Annotated in this window: 12 protein-coding genes; 4 read left to right on the top strand and 8 right to left on the bottom strand. The window is 50.7% G+C overall.

The window, feature by feature from the left end:
• Window positions 1-40: 40 nt before the first annotated feature.
• The 4 genes from PN498_RS20715 to crtR form a co-directional block, all read right to left on the bottom strand.
• Window positions 41-901, bottom strand: a complete 861-nt coding sequence (locus PN498_RS20715; RefSeq protein ID WP_272065308.1) for a hypothetical protein — start codon at window positions 899-901, stop codon at window positions 41-43.
• Between the two features lie 280 nt (window positions 902-1,181).
• Complete coding sequence (locus PN498_RS20710) at window positions 1,182-3,014, bottom strand: iron uptake porin (protein WP_272065307.1); 1,833 nt, start codon at window positions 3,012-3,014, stop codon at window positions 1,182-1,184.
• Between the two features lie 281 nt (window positions 3,015-3,295).
• Window positions 3,296-4,030, bottom strand: a complete 735-nt coding sequence (rnc, locus tag PN498_RS20705) for a ribonuclease III (protein WP_272065306.1) — start codon at window positions 4,028-4,030, stop codon at window positions 3,296-3,298.
• Window positions 4,031-4,291: 261 nt separating this feature from the next.
• Window positions 4,292-5,212, bottom strand: coding sequence for a beta-carotene hydroxylase (gene crtR / locus PN498_RS20700; protein ID WP_272065305.1), 921 nt, complete (start codon window positions 5,210-5,212; stop codon window positions 4,292-4,294).
• Window positions 5,213-5,591: 379 nt separating this feature from the next.
• Here crtR and pyk point away from each other — a divergent pair, with 379 nt between their 5' ends.
• Window positions 5,592-7,382, top strand: coding sequence for a pyruvate kinase (gene pyk / locus PN498_RS20695; RefSeq protein WP_272065303.1), 1,791 nt, complete (start codon window positions 5,592-5,594; stop codon window positions 7,380-7,382).
• A gap of 281 nt (window positions 7,383-7,663) precedes the next feature.
• Here pyk and PN498_RS20690 read toward each other — a convergent pair whose 3' ends face one another.
• From PN498_RS20690 to tsaD, 3 genes are all read right to left on the bottom strand, one after another.
• The gene (locus PN498_RS20690) at window positions 7,664-10,366 is read right to left on the bottom strand and encodes a DEAD/DEAH box helicase (protein WP_272065301.1); all 2,703 of its coding nucleotides are present in this window, start codon (window positions 10,364-10,366) and stop codon (window positions 7,664-7,666) included.
• 178 nt (window positions 10,367-10,544) lie between these two features.
• The gene (locus PN498_RS20685; RefSeq protein WP_272065300.1) at window positions 10,545-11,051 is read right to left on the bottom strand and encodes a helix-turn-helix transcriptional regulator; all 507 of its coding nucleotides are present in this window, start codon (window positions 11,049-11,051) and stop codon (window positions 10,545-10,547) included.
• 214 nt (window positions 11,052-11,265) lie between these two features.
• A complete protein-coding gene (gene tsaD / locus PN498_RS20680) occupies window positions 11,266-12,312 on the bottom strand; it encodes a tRNA (adenosine(37)-N6)-threonylcarbamoyltransferase complex transferase subunit TsaD (RefSeq protein ID WP_272065299.1) in 1,047 nt (348 codons plus the stop codon).
• 184 nt (window positions 12,313-12,496) lie between these two features.
• Between tsaD and PN498_RS20675 the strand changes: the two genes are divergently transcribed.
• The 3 genes from PN498_RS20675 to PN498_RS20665 all read left to right on the top strand — a co-directional run bounded on the left by PN498_RS20675 (window position 12,497) and on the right by PN498_RS20665 (window position 13,710).
• Window positions 12,497-12,997, top strand: a complete 501-nt coding sequence (locus PN498_RS20675; protein WP_272065297.1) for a Photosystem I reaction center subunit III — start codon at window positions 12,497-12,499, stop codon at window positions 12,995-12,997.
• 35 nt (window positions 12,998-13,032) lie between these two features.
• Window positions 13,033-13,158, top strand: coding sequence for a photosystem I reaction center subunit IX (psaJ, locus tag PN498_RS20670; RefSeq protein WP_272065296.1), 126 nt, complete (start codon window positions 13,033-13,035; stop codon window positions 13,156-13,158).
• 69 nt (window positions 13,159-13,227) lie between these two features.
• On the top strand, window positions 13,228-13,710 hold the full coding sequence (locus PN498_RS20665; RefSeq protein ID WP_272065294.1) for a photosystem I reaction center subunit XI: 483 nt from the start codon (window positions 13,228-13,230) through the stop codon (window positions 13,708-13,710).
• Window positions 13,711-13,787: 77 nt separating this feature from the next.
• Here PN498_RS20665 and guaD read toward each other — a convergent pair whose 3' ends face one another.
• Complete coding sequence (gene guaD / locus PN498_RS20660) at window positions 13,788-15,125, bottom strand: guanine deaminase (protein WP_272065292.1); 1,338 nt, start codon at window positions 15,123-15,125, stop codon at window positions 13,788-13,790.
• Window positions 15,126-15,197 lie beyond the last annotated feature (72 nt).

Raw genomic sequence — 15,197 nt, 5'->3', positions numbered from 1 at the left:
AAGCTGCGGGTTCCAGCCGACAGATATTCTTATGGGACGGTTAGGTCAACAAAGCGGCTACCCAATTGATCGCTTCAGGATAGTGCTGGCAGTCCAGCACAAATTCTTGACCCTGACAAACCGATCGGAGATAGGTTGAGCGATTACCTAACTGCCACCGATTAGGCTTCGTATGGTAGCTCAAGGCCGATGGTCTACCCGCTGGATAAAACCAACGGGGCAATTCCCATAGACTACGAGATGCCGCTGCTGGAGCCGTGAGCTGTAGCGCTGCTGAGAACTGCGGGAAGGTTCCTGCTCCGGGCTGATTGAGCGATCGCGATGGCAACTTCAAGGTCGACGGTGCCAGATAGAGCGTATTGGCATGTTGAGAGTAGCGATCGCGGTTGTATACATGGGGATGATAGGTAAGCCAGTCGGGTAGATCAGTCTCTGTTTCAACATCAATTCGAGCGCCGATCTGCAACCACCCAAAGAGAACATGCAGGTCCGGAGCAGCCTTCACATACCGATAGCGATTGTTGACCTGCTCCACTTCCCTAAACCAGCCAAAGAAGAGAAACAGGTCACCACTTGAGATGCCCCGATTTCGCAAATGTCCTTCAGCCGCTCCCGTCTGCCCAAACAGAGGCCGCCAGTAAGACCGTCGCGGCAGGCTGCCTGGGCACAAATCAGGGTCAAGATGCACTCGGCGACTCGCCTTCACCTTGCCATTCGTCAAATCTTCGACCAAATGCCCCAGGCTGTGGTTTCCAAAACAAATATCGTCGTAGCAGGTTGCTTGCTGTCCGCGCTTCCCTTCCGGAATGGGCAATGAACAGAGAGTGCCATCAGAAAAAATGGGACTAGGTTTGCCGCCATAGCTAGAGTCAAAGCCTTTGCGGCTCAGAATAATTCTCAAGGTTTTGCAATTCTTAGGTCAAAGCTGACACAGAACATCGTCAATGTGAGAGTGCAACAACACCCTTCTAATCTCAATGTTAGGGCAAAGAAAAAAGAGCAGACCTTGAGCAGATCAACACTTATGGCGGCATGCACTTGTATCAAGCACACCCCCATTCCCGGTTTCCTATTCCCTTAAGACGCTGAGATGTACTTGACCAAGCTGCACAGGGCTATATGTTGTGCTCTAAAGCATAATTCCCTTCAACGTCTTCTTACTACGAGATGTCACGGTTGTCCTAGAACTGAAAGACGGCCCGGAGACTGCCGACCCAAATTGTGTCGTTATCGCTGTTATTTTCAGGGTTGATCAACACAAAAAAGCCAGGAACTAGAGCAATATTCTGGTTGACTCGATAGCGATAGAAAGCCTCAATGTGCCACGTGGGATCTTCTTCATCGGCACCGCCATCATTGCTTAAGACCCGGGGTGGATTGCCCACGACTAGTCCACCGAAATTGCCCTGACCGCCTAAATTGGGCAGCCCCAGCGTAACGGCCCAATTGAGCATCGTGGCTGAGTCACCATCGCTGACTAAGGCACTGTCGGATTCTGCTGTCGCTAGGCTTAATCCGGTCCAGCCAGAAAGGGTTGCCGAACCTAACTTGAGGCTAGACTGCACGCCAAAATGATTGGCCGAGGTCGCCACGTTGCGACCAAAGGGCGCATTGGCTAATCGACTTCCGGTTCCTGCCGAAACCGCGATCGCCCCCGCCGGATAGTACGAGCGAGCGTACACTAACCCAAGGCCCCACGTCTCAGTCGGGCGATAGTCCAATTGCGCTAAAGCCGTATAGCCACTGCCAAACAATCCGCCATCATCTGGATTATTGGACCCTGGCGAGCGGGATAAATAGCCCGCTGAAAAAGACAGATTAGGGGCAATGTCGTAGACGCCCGTAATGCCTGTCCCCAATGCTCCCTGGTAATAGATGGGATTGAAGCGACCAAACCGGGATACGGCTCCACTAATGGGATTTGCCAGACCCGGATTGAACGTACTAGAAACGTTAGCCTGATAGGCACCACGAGTGAAGTCAATATGTAGTGATAGGCGATCGCCCACTGGAAACCGATAGAAAAATTTGCCGATGTCAAAGTCGTTGTTATTCGTGCGGTCAAACGCCAGCCGAGTCATATTGGTCCCAGTGACAGGTGCCGTGAATCGGGTTGGATCGAGCGCGTCTAATCGAATCTTGAGTAGGTCACGCCCGGTAAAACTAGTGTTGAAGTTCAACCGTGCCCGACTGCCAAAAACTAGCGCTTCAGACAAATCATTGCCGCTACCATTAGCCTGATCGCCACCCGCCAAATGCTCCAGAGAGAACACCACCTCTCCCCGCAGTCGTGTTGTGGTCGAGAACGTCGTCGCCCGCAGAGAAGCCGTTTCAGTTTCAAGGGCTTCAACGCGAGAGGTTAAGGCGTCTAGCTCTGACTGATACTCAGCTTGAAGTCGCTGAATCGTTTGCAGGTCGGTATCGGGAACTTGACCCTCAGCAGCTAAGGACCTCACGACCGATAAGCAGCGATCCAAGAGAGCAGCGAATTCATAGCGGGTGAGAAAGCGATCGCCTCGATAGGTCTCGTCAGGATAGCCCTCGATGCAGCTGTAGTTTTCTACCAAACTTTGTAGCGCTGGATAAGCCCAATCGGTCGGAGAAACATCAGATAGCTCATCGATAGTCGTCACTGCGATCGCGTCAACCGTTGGCAAGACGGTCTCAGTCATCTCAGTATTTAGATCAGCAACCGACAGCTCTATCACCTCAGGTTCAGACGCTGCAATTGTCAGACGCTCTAGAGCAGACTCAGTCCAATTGCTGACAGTGTTACCCATTGATACGTTCAGTTCATCGGTGGGGGTGACCGCGATCGCGTCATCAGATGCTGGAATCATCTCAGTCATCTCGGCATCTAGGGAAACTGCTGAGACATCAGCTGTATCGGTATCAGATATTGTGACGTCAAGTTCAGGGACTGCAGTCTCTGAACTTGAAGCGGCCCGACTTTCTTGTACCCCTAGACAGAAAGCGAGTCCAAATGCTGCTCCCACCAGATTGCGATATTTCATAGCGCCCTATCCCAGAAAATGGCTGTTGTTCAAAACCACACAAATCCGCGGCAACAGGCGTGTCAAAAAGTTCTGCTGCCACAAAATAGACTCCTAGCCCTGGCCGAAGTCAACGGTTTCAAAGATTTCCAATGATTCACTAGGAGTGTAAACCCTTATGACCCAATATCTCTACCTAATGGAGATTTATTTTCGATCAGGTTTGGCTAGCGTTTTATTAATGCCGTTAATCTCTTCAGACTGAGCCAACAGGGGGAGGTCAAGCACTTTAGTTGAGCACTTTAAGAGAACGGCGATGAGGTAGAGGAAGACATCGCTTGCATAACACGGTATCCCTCCGATGCAGCGGCTTGCTCAGCAGCTTTGCGGGACGCGCCAACCCCAGTCCCTAAATGACGATCGCGAAACCACACTTCTGACCGAAACCGCTCTGGATCGCCATGAACCATGCTAATCTCTGCCGTGCGATATTCCGGTAACACCTTGTATTGCTTTTGAGTCAGCTCTTGTAGCGCTGTTTTGGGGTTGTGCCCGGCGGGGTTTTGCATCAGCTTTCTGGCTAGGGGTTCCAGATGGGGATCAAGCCAGGGATGAACCAACTGCAAATCACCCTTACTGAGATACAGTACCGCCAAAATTGCTTCCATAGCGTCGGCTAAGCGTTTAGGTCGAGCGGCCTGATCTCCAGCAGCAGCGCTGGAAACGTGCAGAAATTGTTCTAACCCTAACTGCTCGGCAATCCGAGTTAGGGTTTGATCACTGACGAGGTGCGATCGCATCATCGTTAGATCTCCCACTGAGGCATCAGGATATTTCTCCATCAGAAACTCAGCGGTTGCTAATCGCAGTACCGAATCCCCCAAAAATTCCAGCCGTTCGTTGTTTCGCTCCGAAGAGTAAGACGAATGGATTAGAGCTTGGTCTAAAAGCTCCCAACGAAGAGCACTTTCAGCAATACCGAGATGAGTTACGCACTGGCGCAAGGCAGCAGGAGGTGGAAAAGGATAATCGGTCATTACCTTGAACACCCAAATCGACAGCAGACAGCATTAACGAACAACAATACGGGTTGCATAGGGCAGGCACTTCATTACAGCCAGATTATGCGGTCTGTCACCAAGCTCTAAAACTTATAGCTTAGGACTGCTCCGTTCAATACTATCGCCAAGCAGCATTTACGTTCGCGAATTGTCTATCCTGTTCTGATTGTCGATGTTGCTGAATTTGGGCCAGCCTAAACCATCGGCCCTCCATTAGTTCAGAAAGCTAGAGTTGGATTAGGTAGATTCCTCAGAGTCCTGAGGCTGCTTATGGGAATGAAAGCGGATCCCCAACACCAAATCGTATAAGAAACCGAAAAAGTCCTTGCCTCCCGTCAAAATACCTAGAGATTGCGGAGACCCTTTTGAATCCAATAGGGGTTTCATCACTTCGTAAGTCGGCTTGTAGCGATACCAAGGAACGGAAGGCCAAAGATGATGAACGAGGTGATAATTTTGGCCCATGATGAGCAGATTCAGGACTCCACTGGGATAAACACGGGCGTTCTTCCAGCGATCGCGCTCCTCAAAAGGGCGATGCGGTAGATAGTCGAAAAATAGCCCCAAAGCGATGCCAACGACTAAAGCAGGCGAAAACCAGTAATTAAAGATGTATCCCAAAAAATCAAACTGCACTGCCGTGAACACCAATAGCCCCACAGCAAGCCGTCCCAAAAACCACTCCAGCAGCTCCCACTTCCGCCAGAGCCGCCGCTGGAAGAAATAGATCTCGTGGTAGAAGAAGCGTGCTGCAATTAACCAGAGCGGTCCACCTGTGGAAACGAAATGATCTGGATCATTCTCAGGATCATTCACGTGAGCATGATGCTGAAGGTGAACCCGGGTGAATACGGGAAACGAAAATCCTAAAATCAATGCGCTGGCATGTCCCAAGATTGCATTCAAGGCTCGATTGCGATGAGCAGCATTATGAGAAGCGTCATGAATTACAGTCCCTGCTAGGTGCAGTGAGAGGACATTCATGCAAAAAACACACCAGTTCACCCAATCCCAGAGAAAGTAACCTACGGTAGATATCGATATTAGCGCTACAGAAGCCATCACCATCAGTAGGTCTAAGCTTAAGCCTCCGTCAGCTTTCAAATAATCTGAGGGAACAGTCCTAGGAATTGTCAGGGGCTGACCTGCCACCGACATACGCAAAGCTCCTTCTAATCTGACTCCGGTAGTATACGTTACTTACGGGTAACAATAAAGTTTTGTGACGCAATCTCATCTAAGTATTTCAGTTGGTATCACTGCGTTTCGACCTCATCATAGTGATTCAGTATCTTCGATAGCCTAACTAATTTGGATGCTTTATAGGAGAGCAGTTTTACAAGTCTCTAGGTGGATTTTGAATCTGACCTCAGGAAGAGACTGTAAACCGCTAGCTCAAGCCTTGCTGGACTGCGTGAGGTAGGGTTAACGTGCTACTATCCCGAAGGTTTAGCCCATAGCTAACGTTGAATTTCCAGCGGTTTTGGGCGATTCAGGTTTCGTCATCTTCACTTCACTGAGTTTCCGTAAAACGGTTATGCAATTTCGAAATGCTCTGCGACGCACTAAGATTGTGGCTACTATCGGGCCAGCAACTCAAGATGCCGATGTGCTGCGATCGCTCATTGAGGCCGGGGCAACCACCCTACGACTAAATTTTTCCCACGGAACCCATGAAGACCATCAGCGCAGCGTTCGACTGATTCGCCAGGTTTCGTTTGAGCTCAATCAACCTGTCGGTATTCTGCAAGACTTGCAAGGCCCCAAAATTCGACTGGGTCGCTTCGAGAATGGCTCAATTCATCTTAACAAGGGCGATAAGTTCACTCTAACAAGCCGTGCTCTACCTGGAACTCAGAACATCAGCTCCGTCACCTATGAGCCTTTAGCAGAAGAGGTTCCCAACGGCGCAACGATTTTGCTCGACGACGGCAAAGTTGAGATGAAGGTGGAATCCATTGAGCGTGAACAGGGCAATCTTCACTGCCGCGTTATTGTCGGGGGGGTTCTCTCTAATAACAAGGGCGTTAATTTTCCAGGGGTCTATCTCTCAATCAAAGCTTTGACGGATAAAGACCGAAAAGACCTTGTTTTTGGTCTCAATCAGGGGGTGGACTGGGTTGCTCTCAGCTTTGTCCGTAACCCCCAAGACGTTTTGGAAATTAAGGAACTGATTGCCAGTGTGGGTAAGCGGGTACCCGTCATCGTTAAGATCGAAAAGCACGAAGCGATCGAGCAAATGGACGCCATTTTGTCCCTGTCTGATGGCGTTATGGTGGCTCGGGGTGATTTGGGCGTAGAATTGCCGCCGGAGGAAGTGCCGATTCTGCAAAAACGGCTGATTGCAACAGCGAATCGATTGGGGATCCCGGTTATCACGGCGACTCAGATGCTGGACAGTATGGTCAATAATCCTCGACCTACCCGAGCAGAGGTTTCCGATATTGCCAATGCGATTCTAGATGGCACGGATGCCGTCATGTTGTCTAACGAAACGGCAGTGGGTAAACATCCGGTTGAAGCCGTTGCAACAATGGCCCGCGTTGCCTTGAGGACAGAACAGGAGAACTTTGGCTATGAAGCAGACGATATGGTCGGCGCACCGCGATCAATCCCTAATGCCATTAGTCAGGCCGTTGCCCGCATTGCGTCTCAGCTGAATTCCTCAGCCATTATGACGCTGACCAAATCAGGTGCCACAGCTCGCAATGTCTCAAAGTTTCGTCCTAAGACACCCATTTTGGCCGTGACGCCCCATGTCGATGTTTCGCGTCATCTGCAGCTGGTCTGGGGAGTCCGACCGCTTGTTGTATTAGATCTGCCTTCTGCTAGCCAGACGTTTCAGGCCGCTATGAATATCGCTCAGGAAAAAGGCTTTCTTCGAGAGGGAGATCTGGTCGTGATGACGGCAGGAACCCTACAGGGAGTCTCAGGCTCCACTGACTTAATCAAAGTCGATATCGTGACGGCTGTATTGGGTAACGGCATTGGTATTGGTGAGGGGTCTGTGAGTGGACGAGCGCGGGTTGCTCACAGTGGTTTAGACGTGTCTGATTTCAATCCGGGTGAGATTTTGGTTGTCTCTAAAACGAACGCTGACTTTGTGGATGCGATTCGTCAGGCAGGCGGCATCGTCACTGAGGATGACGATCGCACGGGCCATGCAGCGGTACTCGGCTTGCGGCTGGGTATTCCTGTTATCGTTGGCGTCAAAAACGTAACAGAGACGGTTCGAGACGGCACAATCTTGACCTTAGATACCCGTCGCGGACTCGTCTATTCAGGGGCTTTGGGCGCTATCAAGGCTGAAACCTCTCTGGTTGTGTAGCTGTCGCCAGTTCCTTAGGAATGAATTTTAAGTTCTCAGTTTTGAGTTTTGAATGATTGAGTTATAGGCGAATTCAAAGCTCAAAGTTGATACTTAAATACGTTCCCGTTCCTTAGGATCAGACGGCTGTAAAGATGACTGACCTCAATAGCTGAACCTTAGGTGTCCTATGATTCGTCTTGCCCAGATCGGTGACCTGCCTGCCCTGCTGACCCTCACCGAGGCAATCGGCTTTGAGCCAGATGAGACGGCACAGGTTGGTCAGATGCTAAGGAAACTGCTTACGACATATTTTCGTTAACGGGGAAGCGATTCATCCAATCACAGGTTTGACGGGCGTTGGATTGCAATTGGGCTGAGATATGGGGAACGTGGGGAATTTGAGACAGAAAATCTAGGGTACGCCGTAGGACACGAACGATGTCGCCTTCGTCCAAACTGGTATTGCTGCATAGCGTTGTCCAGTCGCTGCGATCGCCCCCCTGCTTTCCTACTCCAAATCCTTCAGGAGCAACCATCTCGGCTTTCTGTCCCATGCTGACCCACTCTTCTACAAGACCAATCAGCTCATATTCCATCCAGATCGGAAACATGACGTTATGACGTCGCTGCTGCTGAAACAGTTCTCGGCGAAGTCGCTTGAGGCTAGCCAAGGCCGCATCCACCACAGGAGACGGATGATAGTCGACCCACGTATCGGGACGGGCACTCTCCATCACGAGAGCAGCGCAGGCAGAGGCAAGCTGAGGAGGCGTAAGCTCATCAAATTGGCCCGATGATAGAGCTAGCCCTAGCCACAGTTCATTGTCTCCTCGAATGGCTGCAGCAGTCTCGCCCAGGGAAGACGGCTGATTGTCTTCAAGACAGCCAAAGTGTTCCAAGACGGCCATGATGCTAGCGAATTCCTGCCAGTAGCGATCGCTAGAGTTGGACAAAGTCTGCTCGCGATCGCGAATCTCACCCTGCATTCGCTGAATCCGACGGAATTGCTTCAGCAGCCGTTTGGGATTGCCATATTCACGAGCTGGATGCTCTTCGATGCGCTCTTCGACTAATCGCATTCGGTCCAGCTGGTCTTTCACTTCGGGCGCAACCTCTGCCAAAGGAGGGGCCTGTGGAATTTGGCAAGCAATCGTGGCAGTCTCCGCATTGCCTTTGCGGTGTTGGCCGGGCTTGTGGGGCATGTCAGCAGGCGGCACTAAGTCGTCTACTGCAGCAATGCGAGTGTATTCTGCGTGGAGACCGACCACATCACCCGTGGCAACAACGTACCAGCGGTTGTCTTGAGTCAGGCAAATTAGGTAGGGAAAGTGACCCGAGCTAGGCACTTTGCTGACGAGTACTGCGGGTAAAGGAGTAGCCACAGGAACATGCTTACCTTTGAGCGACAGCGTTGTGCCTGCGATCGCAAAAGCTAATGCCGTTCCCATGTCCCCTTGCAGCACCTCTGCAGCCTGTTGTTGAAGAGTTTTCAAGAGACGCTTTTCTTCTCGCAAGCGCTCTCGTAGTTTTTCGTAGTCGGCAAACACGGCTTCGTCAAAGGCTTCAACCTGAGCACGAACATGCTCTAGCTCAGCCTTGAGATTGTCGATAGCGGCCTGCTGAGGGGCTAGATGCAGGTTGGCAAGGTATTGTCCAAAACTGCGCTCAATCAGCGATCTGGCTTCCTCCAGAGTATGCCGCTGAAGCAAATTTAGGACCATGCCGTAGCTGGGCGTGAACTGACTCACCAAGGGATCCGGGCCAACCGTGGCTAAGTACGCCGCTTCTTTGGCTCCTTCAAACGGCGTTTCAATCGTGACGACATGCCCCAAATCATCCATGCCGCGTCGGCCCGCTCGGCCCGACATTTGCAGAAATTCTGAAGCCATCAGTAGACGATGTCCACTGTCGGTTCGTTTAGACAGGCTAGAAATGACGGTTGTACGGGCCGGCATGTTGATCCCTGCCGCCAGGGTCTCGGTAGCAAAGACGACTTTGATGAGTCCTGCTTGGAACAGTTCTTCAACTAAACCCTTCCAAGCAGGAAGGATACCGGCATGGTGAGCGGCAATGCCTCGATAGAGGGGTTCTACTTGTCCCGCTCTAGCAGCGTCTGGATTCCAGGCTAGAAATTCGTCAATCTTTTGCTGGAGCTGAGCAGATTCCTGTTCGTTGACTAGCGAAACGTTGCCCATCCCTGTGACAGCGCGATCGCACCCCCGGCGACTGAAAATAAAATAGATAGCGGGCAGCATGTCTCTCTGATGGAGTTGGCCCACCACATAAGGAATACTCAAGCCATCCTTCTTACCTTTGCGAGAAGAGGTTTGACGACGGCGCTGTTTCAGACGCGGATTAATTTTGTTTCCGGTCTCATCCAGGAGAGGAAACAACCCTTTGCTATGGCAATAGTGAAAGTCGAGCGGAACGGGACGAAAGTCTGAATAAATCAGTTCTGTGGGACCGTGAACTTGACATAGCCAGTCCGTTAGCTGATCTCCGTTTTCTACCGTTGCAGACAGAGCCACAACCTGTATTTCAGGCGGACAGTAAATGATAGATTCTTCCCAGACAGTGCCTCGCTGGCGATCGTTCATATAGTGGCACTCGTCCAGCACAACCGCCTCGACATCTGCTAGTGACGTCCCTACCTCACCAATACGAGTGCCGTACAGCATGTTGCGAAAGATTTCAGTTGTCATCACCACCACTGGTGCATCGCGGTTGATGGCAGTATCCCCCGTCAGCAAGCCGACATTCTTAGCACCAAACTGTTCACGAAAATCTCGTAATTTTTGATTCGATAGCGCCTTCAAGGGAGTTGTATAAAAAACTCGTCTATTAGTGTCTAAGGCTCGATAAATAGCGTACTCGCCAATCAACGTCTTGCCAGAGCCAGTAGGAGCACAGACAACAACAGATTTGCCCTCGTTTAGCGCCTGAACTGCATCTTTTTGAAAAGTATCGAGTTGAAAGGGGAAAAGCGTTTCCAGATTGAGCACTGGATCCTACACACAACGAATGAACTGCGTCCATTCTAGTGCGTCTTACTCAGAACGCCCCGCCCTCATCAAGATGGACCTTGGATTCTGTAACTCATAGGGTGATCAGCGGCCAACTTAAATTGAGTGCACTGCTGAGCAGTGCACCTTGCAATAACCTCCATTAGTGAAGTAGGAACTACTCTATTTCCGTCGGCAATTCGTCCTCAAAGAGAGGTTCGAACGATTCCTTCTCAGCGACAAGACCCAAGTGTTTCATAGTGGAGCGATCAGGAAGGTAGACACCGTTTTCCCACTCACTAATCGTTTGACGACGCACGCCCATAGTTTCTGCAAACTGAGACTGGGTCATCTTCATATATTTCCTAAGCGAGCGGATAGCCAGTTTGTCCCATTTGATCTGACCGTTCACCTGCTGAACAACATAGGTTTCTTGAGGTTTCTTAAAGGTGATCGTTTGCGTGTCGAGATCAATGATCTCGGTCAGGTATCCAGCTTCGATCCAAGCGGTTGCTTGGAGTGCTCCGCTATTGCGGTTGCTCCACCAAGAACGATTGACCCGTGCGGAGGACGGAAGTTTGGTGGGGAGGAGCGCTTCGATCTCGTCTATCGTCAGAGCGAGCGTGTCGCCCTCGTTCTGCGAAAGTCGCTCATATAGGGGGTAGTATTTGCTGCCAGGTTTCATTACGAGTGCCCGATGAACCCAAAGTGCTTAAAACAGATGGTTTTTCGTGGCTTATATAGTACTCAGCCTTTGGAATTTTGGAACAGCTTTTCCTGAGTTTTCAAAATTTATGCGACAGCCGCTACGGATTTTCAAGGTCTGACAGGCTTTTTCCCACAATTTTCCAGCAGCGTATTGAGTCAGTTTGATGGCTTTATCGTCGCGCTCCGGGTAGTCAACTCTCGTAGAGCGCCATGACATCCATCAAGGACATGCGCGATCGCGTTCCCAATGCCAGGGTTGAGGTGTGTCCGCGATCAAGGTGATCAGCCGCTGCACAGCCAATCATGGCGGCATTGTCGGTGCAGTACTTCAGAGGCGGAAAGAGCACAGTGAGGCCCTTTGCTTGGGCTGCGGTCGATAAATGCTGGCGTAAACCACTGTTAGCAGCGACGCCGCCGCCAACAGCGATCGCCTGAAGATCGTAGTCAATCGCACATTTCACAGCGCGTTTAGTTAATCCTTTAGCTACAGTTGCTTGAAAACTGGCCGATAGGTCTGCCACGGGGAGCGGCTCAACGCCTTTCATTTGGAGAGATTGCACTAAACGAAGTACGGCTGTTTTCAGACCGCTGAAGCTGGAATCGTAAGGATGATAGCCTCCGCCTGGGAGGGAAATGTTGCCTTCAGGCAAGACGAATGCGCTGGCATCGCCCGTCGTTGCTAACTGATCAATCACTGGACCGCCGGGATAGCCTAGGTCTAATAGTCGCGCCACCTTATCAAACGCTTCTCCAGCAGCATCATCCCGGGTTTTGCCCAAAGTCACATAATCACCACAGTCTTTAACGTGAATCAAGCTAGTATGACCGCCAGAGACCAGTAGGCAAAGAAAAGGCGGCTGTAAATTTGGCTGGCTGAGATAAGACGCATAGATATGGCCCTCCAGGTGATGAATTCCCAAAAAAGGCTTATCGTGCAGCATGGCAAGGGTTTTGCCCGCCGTGACGCCTACCATCAAAGCGCCCACGAGGCCCGGAGCACAGGTCGCCGCAACGCCGTCAATGTCGCTCCAGCCAGCATCTGCCTGTTGAAAAGCGGTCTCAATCACCGCGCCTAAATTTTCAACGTGCGCTCGCGACGCCACTTCAGGAACAACACCACCATAGCGGCGATGAATGTCAATTTGAGAGGCCACAACGCTGCTGAGAACAGTGCGATCGCGGACAATTGCTACCGCTGTTTCATCGCAACTGGTTTCTAAAGCCAAGACAGTTTTCATTTTCAAAAAGAATTTAGAAAAAACTTATTCAAAAAGTTTGAGAGATGTAAACCCCTTCCCAGCTTTGCTTTACCGGGTATCGAGGGCAGGGTATTATGGCGTCCAGGTTGGGAAAAATCCCTACAAATAACTTAACGTTTTGATTTCAAAACTTTGACCTTTGCGTAATAAAGGGAAACCACGTATGCGACGGTTGTTTGCTCTGGCTCTAGTAATTTCTCTCTGGTTCGGTTTCGCGCTACCCGCATCTGCAAGCATTGCAGGTGACAATGTGGCTGGCCTCACCCCTTGCGGTGAAAATGCTGCTTTCCAGCAGCGTGCTGCTAATGCCTCTACTACAAAAGATAAGGCGCGTTTTGATTTTTACGGCAGCTCTAGCTTGCTCTGTGGTCCAGAAGGACTACCTCATTTAGTCGTAGATGGTGACTTGGCTCATGCCGGTGAGTTCCTCATTCCAAGTCTCCTATTTTTGTATATTGCTGGCTGGATTGGCTGGGTCGGTCGGCTCTACATCATTGCCGTACGGGGAGAGAAGAACCCCGAAGAGAAAGAGATCATTATCGATGTGCCTCTGGCTATCAAGTGCTCCCTTTCTGGCTTTGCTTGGCCTTTGACTGCTGCTAAAGAAATCCTCAGCGGCGAAATGTTTGCTAAGGACGATGAAATCACCGTGTCTCCTCGTTAGGCACATCACTAATCTGCTGTTGTTCGAGAGCGCTCATGGATAAGAACTTTCTCACTTACCTATCTACGGCTCCAGTGATTGCCACAATTTGGCTGGCATTTACTGCAGGCATCCTCATTGAATTCAATCGCTTTTTTCCTGATTTGCTACTCCATCCGTAGAGGCTGGAGCATCGCTATTGGAAAAACTACTATGTATTTGTCGTTTCGTGAGTAGGAGAATTCAAGGACATGTCGGATGCTATTAAGCCTGCGATTGATCCCCAAGTCGGCAATCTAGAAACGCCGCTAAACTCTTCTGGCTTTACCAAAGCCTTTATTGGCAATCTGCCTGCTTACCGCCGAGGACTGTCTCCGCAGCGTCGGGGACTCGAAATCGGTATGGCACATGGCTATTTGCTATATGGGCCGTTTGCTCTTCTGGGTCCTCTGCGGGATTCAGACATTCCAGGACTAGCCGGGCTGTTATCGGCTGCGGCATTGGTGGTCATCCTTACGGCCTGCCTGTCTATCTATTCAGGAGCTGGGGTCAACTCAGCTGTAGCTAACACCACAACACCTTTCAACCCTCCAGACGATTTTGCCTCTGATGAAGGCTGGAGTGAATTTGCGGGTGGATTCCTCATTGGTGGAATCGGTGGCGCAACGTTTGCTTACCTGTTGGCGGCTAACATGCCAACGCTTCTAGCCGTTGTCTCGGGTGGTCATAGCTAGATTTAGGGATAAAGTTCCTAAATGCTTCAAAGGGCGTCTAAGGGCGCCCTTTGGCGATCAATAGGTTATTACTGTCGCTAAACTTGCTGCCCCAATATGTAGGTTGCGTGAACTGAGCGATCGTCTCCCATCATCATCAGCGAGAACACCAGCTCAGCCAACTCGTCAAGCTGCTCTGGCCAGCAAGATTGATTGCGGAATGCCATCAGGGGGGTCGCTTGTGGATCAAGAATGATAAAGTCAGCGGCTTTGCCAACCTCGAAGCTCCCGATCTCATCCTCTAGGCACAGTGCTCTTGCACCTCCCAGTGTGGCTAAGAACAGTGCTTTGAAGGGCGATAGCTTCTGATGGCGAAGCTGTGCGACTTTGTAAGCTTCGTTAGCGGTTTGCAACATCGAAAAGCTAGTTCCAGCACCGACATCAGTTCCCAAACCGACCTTGATGGGATAGTGCGCAGATTTTGCTTGCTCAATTTTGAAGAGGCCGCTGCCAAGAAACAGATTGGACGTGGGGCAGAAGGCGATCGCGGATTGAGCTGCTGAGAGTCGCTGAAATTCCGCGTCGGTCAGTTGAACACCATGGGCAAACACTGAGCGCTCTTTGACGAGTCCCGCCATATCGTACGCATCAAGGTAGCCCTGACAGTCCGGAAAAAGCTGTTGTACCCAAGCAACTTCATCAACGTTTTCAGACAGATGGGTATGCAAATAAACATCGGGAAATTCTTCCAAAAGCTTCCCCGCTAATCGCAATTGCTCCTCTGTCGAAGTAATGGCAAAACGAGGTGTAATTGCGTAGCGCAAGCGTCCCCGTTTATGCCATTTACGAATCAGCGCCTTCGTTTCCTCGTAGGAGGACACCGCTGTATCTCGCAAAAAGTCTGGAGCATTCCGGTCCATCATCACCTTGCCTGCAATCATGCAAAGGTTGCGGCGCTCGGCTGCCTCGAAAAAAGCATCTACAGACGCAGGAAAAACGGTGGCAAAAACCATGGCTGTGGTTGTGCCATTACGCAGCAGTTCGTCTAAGAAAATCTCTGCCACTTCCTTAGCATATTGCTTGGATTCAAACTTTCGCTCCGTCGGAAACGTATATCGATTGAGCCATTCCAGCAGCTGTTCTCCATAGGCTGCAATCATTTCAGTCTGAGGATAGTGAATATGCGTATCCACAAATCCCGGCATGATGATCTGGTTGGAATAGGTGGTCGTTGGCAGTTCACCATAGTTCTCCTGCAGGTCAGCGTATGGGCCAAAAGCCACGATCGCCCCATTGGCCACCACCATGAGTCCATCGGCTACGTAGCGGACGCTCTCCGTCTCGGGCACGTAGAAGGGATCGTCCACAAAATCCAAAAACGAACCCCGAATCGCTTTGGGAGAAGGTTGACTGATCGAATAGGGAATTGAGGACATTAGCAGATGTTGGGAGAAAGGGACACCCTTTGGGTCACTGTTCGTACTGAGCAATCAGAGTAAGCTGAACAG

Source organism: Oscillatoria sp. CS-180, assembly GCF_028330965.1.
Classification (GTDB): Bacteria; Cyanobacteriota; Cyanobacteriia; order Phormidesmidales; family Phormidesmidaceae; genus Halomicronema.
Note: the sequence above shows the minus strand (reverse complement) of the source record. Positions and strands in the feature narration are given on the sequence as shown.

What these genes read in the sequence shown, in the direction of transcription:
- PN498_RS20710 (WP_272065307.1), bottom strand. Translation starts at nt 3,014, where the DNA reads ATGAAATATCGCAATCTGGTGGGAGCAGCATTTGGACTCGCTTTCTGT.
- rnc (WP_272065306.1), bottom strand. Translation starts at nt 4,030, where the DNA reads ATGACCGATTATCCTTTTCCACCTCCTGCTGCCTTGCGCCAGTGCGTA.
- crtR (WP_272065305.1), bottom strand. Translation starts at nt 5,212, where the DNA reads ATGTCGGTGGCAGGTCAGCCCCTGACAATTCCTAGGACTGTTCCCTCA.
- pyk (WP_272065303.1), top strand. Translation starts at nt 5,592, where the DNA reads ATGCAATTTCGAAATGCTCTGCGACGCACTAAGATTGTGGCTACTATC.
- PN498_RS20685 (WP_272065300.1), bottom strand. Translation starts at nt 11,051, where the DNA reads ATGAAACCTGGCAGCAAATACTACCCCCTATATGAGCGACTTTCGCAG.
- tsaD (WP_272065299.1), bottom strand. Translation starts at nt 12,312, where the DNA reads ATGAAAACTGTCTTGGCTTTAGAAACCAGTTGCGATGAAACAGCGGTA.
- PN498_RS20675 (WP_272065297.1), top strand. Translation starts at nt 12,497, where the DNA reads ATGCGACGGTTGTTTGCTCTGGCTCTAGTAATTTCTCTCTGGTTCGGT.
- psaJ (WP_272065296.1), top strand. Translation starts at nt 13,033, where the DNA reads ATGGATAAGAACTTTCTCACTTACCTATCTACGGCTCCAGTGATTGCC.
- PN498_RS20665 (WP_272065294.1), top strand. Translation starts at nt 13,228, where the DNA reads ATGTCGGATGCTATTAAGCCTGCGATTGATCCCCAAGTCGGCAATCTA.
- guaD (WP_272065292.1), bottom strand. Translation starts at nt 15,125, where the DNA reads ATGTCCTCAATTCCCTATTCGATCAGTCAACCTTCTCCCAAAGCGATT.